The following is a 3,827-nucleotide window of genomic DNA, read 5'->3' as shown; positions in this document are numbered from 1 at the left end:
TGATGACTGGCAGTCGTTTCTGAAGGCTCATCACATGGTACCGAGCATGAGTCGGCGCGGTAACTGCCACGATAATGCCGTGGCCGAGAGCTTCTTCGGGGCGTTGAAAAAGGAACGAATAAAACGGCGAATCTATCCGACCAGGGCGATGGCAACCACGGACGTATTCGATTACATTGAGATGTTCTACAACCCAATTCGCCGACACAGCTTCGTGGGCCATTTGTCACCCGTGGAGTTTGAGCGGCGCAATGCGTTAAACGGCTCGTAAGTGTCTATTAAACCCTGGCCGGTTCAACCATTCGCCACGGCGTAACGATGGTGAACTTGACTGACGTGCGGTCCATAAAGCAGAGATGACTCGCATCTTTAGTACAAAAATACTAGAGATAAGTGCTGTTTTATGACGCTGTTATTTGACTATAGGTGGACCGTACGAGAGATTGGTGATGTAGGCGGCGCACGATGCAAAGCCAAATCTAAATGGAGAATCACCATGAGCAAGCCCTTTAACGTAGCAACCCACCTTGGCGACATCGAGGTTAAAGAGGAGGGCGTTGTCGAGAACTATGTCCTGGACGAGGAGAGCAACGTTGAAACCACCGATGGCTACTACATCTTCTACACCATTTCCGTGCAAGCGTTCGGAAGGATCTTCGACGTTCAAGCTCAGATCGACGCTGACGACGACCTCATAGTCCCGTCGAACGATATGGTGGGTGACGAAATGAACTCAGATCAGATGGATGCGTGCCCGAACTATTTTGCCCTTCTCCAAGCACTGGTCAACAGTAACTTCGACGTCGATTTCACCAGCGACGATTACGACGACATGGCCGGTGACCGATTCTTGCCGGAACCTGTTGTCGAGGTCGATGAAGCCCTTCGAGACCATTTGAAGATGGCGCTGCGTCAGGCTGTGGCTGCCGACGCTTGACCACATGCACGGCGACCAAGGCTAGCATCATGCTTGCCTTAGGAGGCTTATCAAAGACACCAGCACGGGGCTTCATGATGAACACCGACATTCACCAAACCATCCAAGTTTTGTCCGATCGAGCCGAATCGCAACGAGCAGTTTTACGTGGCTTGGAGGAGGCCCTCAGATCGCTCGACGACGCCATTTCTTTCTATAAGAAGCTGGTCGAGGCTTCTGAAAATGGATGGTATGGCATCGTTCTCGATCTTCTTAGTCGGCGTTCGGAGTGGCACGGGCTTTGTTGCAACGAAGATTGCAAGCTTACGCCGCGCCCCATTGCCAAGAACGCCCGTCCTGAACTCAATGGTTTGTTGCGAGAGTATTGCGATGGCGTTGTTAATCTTGGTCCCCGTCTCAATGGGCGGGAGCAACGGCGCTATGTCCAAACGTTGTACGTGCTGCTGACCGCGGGGTGCCGTGAACGCGACATCGATGGCATTCCGTTCCACGCTTACATTGAGCAATGCTGGGGCAATGGGTACCAGTCTGTCGCAGCACGCATGCTTCTGAAGTTCGTTGAACGTTGGACTTTCCAAGCGTGGGACGACGACCTGAATGCCGCGGATGCGGCGAGATACCTCGATATTCCCGCAAGTCATTTCCGCGGACAAGTGCGGAGCGGCCGAATCGTGCCGGTCCTGGCAGCGGACGGAAGCAAGCTTTACCGCCGGTCCGACCTCGACATGTGGTGGAGCGGCAATGGCAGACGGTAATCTGCCCGCCGTGTCGCTTTCACCCATGTTGCTGCTGTCTGTCCCCCTTGATCTGTGTCTGCCGGCATGGACCGCTTTCTTTCCCGACGTGTCGAACCATGACGCCCAACGTCTGGGCACTGCTGCGCTCGTTTCTGTCACCCGTTCCCCGCCCATTCGTGCGGCGCTGCGGCTTCCATCCACGTCCCTCCCGTTGTTCGAACTGGTTCGCTTCACACGGCGAAGCGGCTCCAACCAGCAGACACACAACGACCCAAGGAGGGTAAATCATGACCAGCACCAACGAAACTAACACGAACAACAACGAACCGCGCGGTTCCTCGCACCCCGAAGCTCACCTCCCAGCAGATTTGGAAGGCCAACTCGCACACTTCACCGGCACTGAATCGGTGTACGGCTTGGGCCCCTTGTTCCGCAATGCGGTGTACACCGACGGGGTCAACTTCCTCATCGAGAAGGCCGCATGCGCATGGCTCGTGACGGACGCCATGGCTTGGGTCGTTCAGAAAGGCCCGGGCAAGAACTACGACGATGGCTTCATGACGGTGGAGCTGCACCCGAAAGAGGAGGGCGCGGCGGATCTCGTGATCACGGATGGCAACGGCACGACCTTGTACACCCAGCATTACACCGCCCACACGTTCCCGTTGACGAATGGCATCAAGATGTACGCGGTGTGGGGTGAGTTTTCCCGAGGGCCGGCGTGGATGCTCATGTTGACGAGTGAGTATTAAGGAGGGAGGCTGGGCGGACGCCCGGCACCCGAGTGTTTTTCGAGGCTTGACACGTTGTCCCCCCGAGGTAGGTTGGATTGAACCAATCGTAGGAGGAGACGTAAGCGTCCAGCCAGGGCATCTTCCCGGGCCGATCCAAGCCTGGGAGGATCTCCCGAGAGACCAGGCCAACACGCTCGATCGTGCGGGGCGCACGGCGCTGCATAGGGCGGTCGTGTGTTCTGATGTCGGGTGGGTTCCGCACTTGGTCGCCGGCCTGCTTCGCGCTGGGTGCGATCGGACGGCCTTGGAAAGGCAAGGTCGCAGGCGGGGGATTTGCTGCGCAAACGAATCAAGACGACGTCCGATCCGCACCTGACGTTGGCCGCTAATCTCCTATTTGATGGCAGCAAACCTGTGATGGAAGGGTACGAGAAAGACGGGTTGCTTTCGCTGCTCGTAAAACTCGACTATGTTGACGACGTCGTACGAAACTTGGCAGAAGCAGACCCTTGGGCCGTTTCTCAATACCTTCTCGATGCACGAACGCCAGCCATGGTCGATGCTTTGATAGGGCTGGGCGCCGATGTTCGCTTCGACAACTGCGGTTGCACATTCCCGTCCTTGGGCCTGCCAGCGTTTTATGCTGCGGCCCATGGTTATTTCGACGTCGAGCAGCGCCTGCTCGAGCACGGTGCAGACCCATCTAGCTTCGACGGCGATCCGACCGGTGACGGGGTGCCGCTAGAGTATGCAGCGAACCGCAACGACATCGCAACGTGCATGGCGCTCCTGAATCGTGGCGCCGATGCAGAGCGGGTCAAACGCTCCGCGCACGTGTGGACCAACAGCAACAACGAAGCCTGGTCGCTGATCAAGAGTTGGGAGCACCACGTGCTCGCAAAAGCGGCGAGCGATTCTGGCGTCGTGGAAGGGCGCGAGGTCCGAGTGAGGGTTAGGCTTTAACTCTGGATCAAGCGCGTCAGCCCCTGACCTCGCCTCCGGCGTGGTGCTGATCGGCGCTTACCATGTACGGCGGTGCCGGTAAGGTTCAACGTGGACGTCCATCCAGTTGCTCAGGGCAAGGGACTGTCATAAATTTTGTGTGCGGGGCTAACATATCGAAAAGGACGATGTACAGCCATGGCACGCAAACCGAAGACACCGCCGCGGAAATTGCCCGCGATTCCCCAGGAGCTGATCGACCAGTTTGTAAAAGGCCCGATGACGGCCGAAGCCGTCCAGGATGCCGCGATGGCGTTCAAGAAGGCGCTGATCGAGCGGGCCCTGGGCGCTGAGATGGGCCACCACCTCGGTTACGCCACCGGCACGGAACGCCCGCCCGAGACCACGAACCAGCGCAACGGCCGCAGCGCCAAGACCGTGCTCACGGACGATGGCCCGTTGGCGTTGCAGATTCCG

General features: G+C 57.6%; 6 protein-coding genes. All 6 read left to right on the top strand.

Going from position 1 to position 3,827, the window contains the following annotated elements:
• On the top strand, positions 1-271 hold a 271-nt coding region (locus OVY01_RS22750), incomplete at its 5' end, for an IS3 family transposase (RefSeq protein ID WP_267849858.1).
• Positions 272-496: 225 nt separating this feature from the next.
• The gene (locus tag OVY01_RS22745; protein WP_267849922.1) at positions 497-937 is read left to right on the top strand and encodes a hypothetical protein; all 441 of its coding nucleotides are present in this window, start codon (positions 497-499) and stop codon (positions 935-937) included.
• Between the two features lie 77 nt (positions 938-1,014).
• A complete protein-coding gene (locus OVY01_RS22740) occupies positions 1,015-1,692 on the top strand; it encodes a hypothetical protein (protein ID WP_267849921.1) in 678 nt (225 codons plus the stop codon).
• Positions 1,693-1,961: 269 nt separating this feature from the next.
• The gene (locus OVY01_RS22735) at positions 1,962-2,426 is read left to right on the top strand and encodes a DUF6876 family protein (RefSeq protein WP_267849920.1); all 465 of its coding nucleotides are present in this window, start codon (positions 1,962-1,964) and stop codon (positions 2,424-2,426) included.
• Positions 2,427-2,741: 315 nt separating this feature from the next.
• The gene (locus OVY01_RS22730) at positions 2,742-3,371 is read left to right on the top strand and encodes an ankyrin repeat domain-containing protein (protein WP_267849919.1); all 630 of its coding nucleotides are present in this window, start codon (positions 2,742-2,744) and stop codon (positions 3,369-3,371) included.
• Positions 3,372-3,548: 177 nt separating this feature from the next.
• Positions 3,549-3,827 (top strand): transposase (locus OVY01_RS22725; protein WP_267849555.1); only part of this gene is annotated, 279 nt, incomplete at its 3' end.

It is taken from the genome of Robbsia betulipollinis, from assembly GCF_026624755.1.
Lineage (GTDB): Bacteria > Pseudomonadota > Gammaproteobacteria > Burkholderiales > Burkholderiaceae > Robbsia > Robbsia betulipollinis.
This window is presented reverse-complemented; position numbering and strand designations above follow the sequence as displayed.

Bases quoted from the DNA above. Each gene is read 5' to 3' on its own strand.
- OVY01_RS22745 (WP_267849922.1), top strand. From the start codon at position 497: ATGAGCAAGCCCTTTAACGTAGCAACCCACCTTGGCGACATCGAGGTT.
- OVY01_RS22740 (WP_267849921.1), top strand. From the start codon at position 1,015: ATGAACACCGACATTCACCAAACCATCCAAGTTTTGTCCGATCGAGCC.
- OVY01_RS22735 (WP_267849920.1), top strand. From the start codon at position 1,962: ATGACCAGCACCAACGAAACTAACACGAACAACAACGAACCGCGCGGT.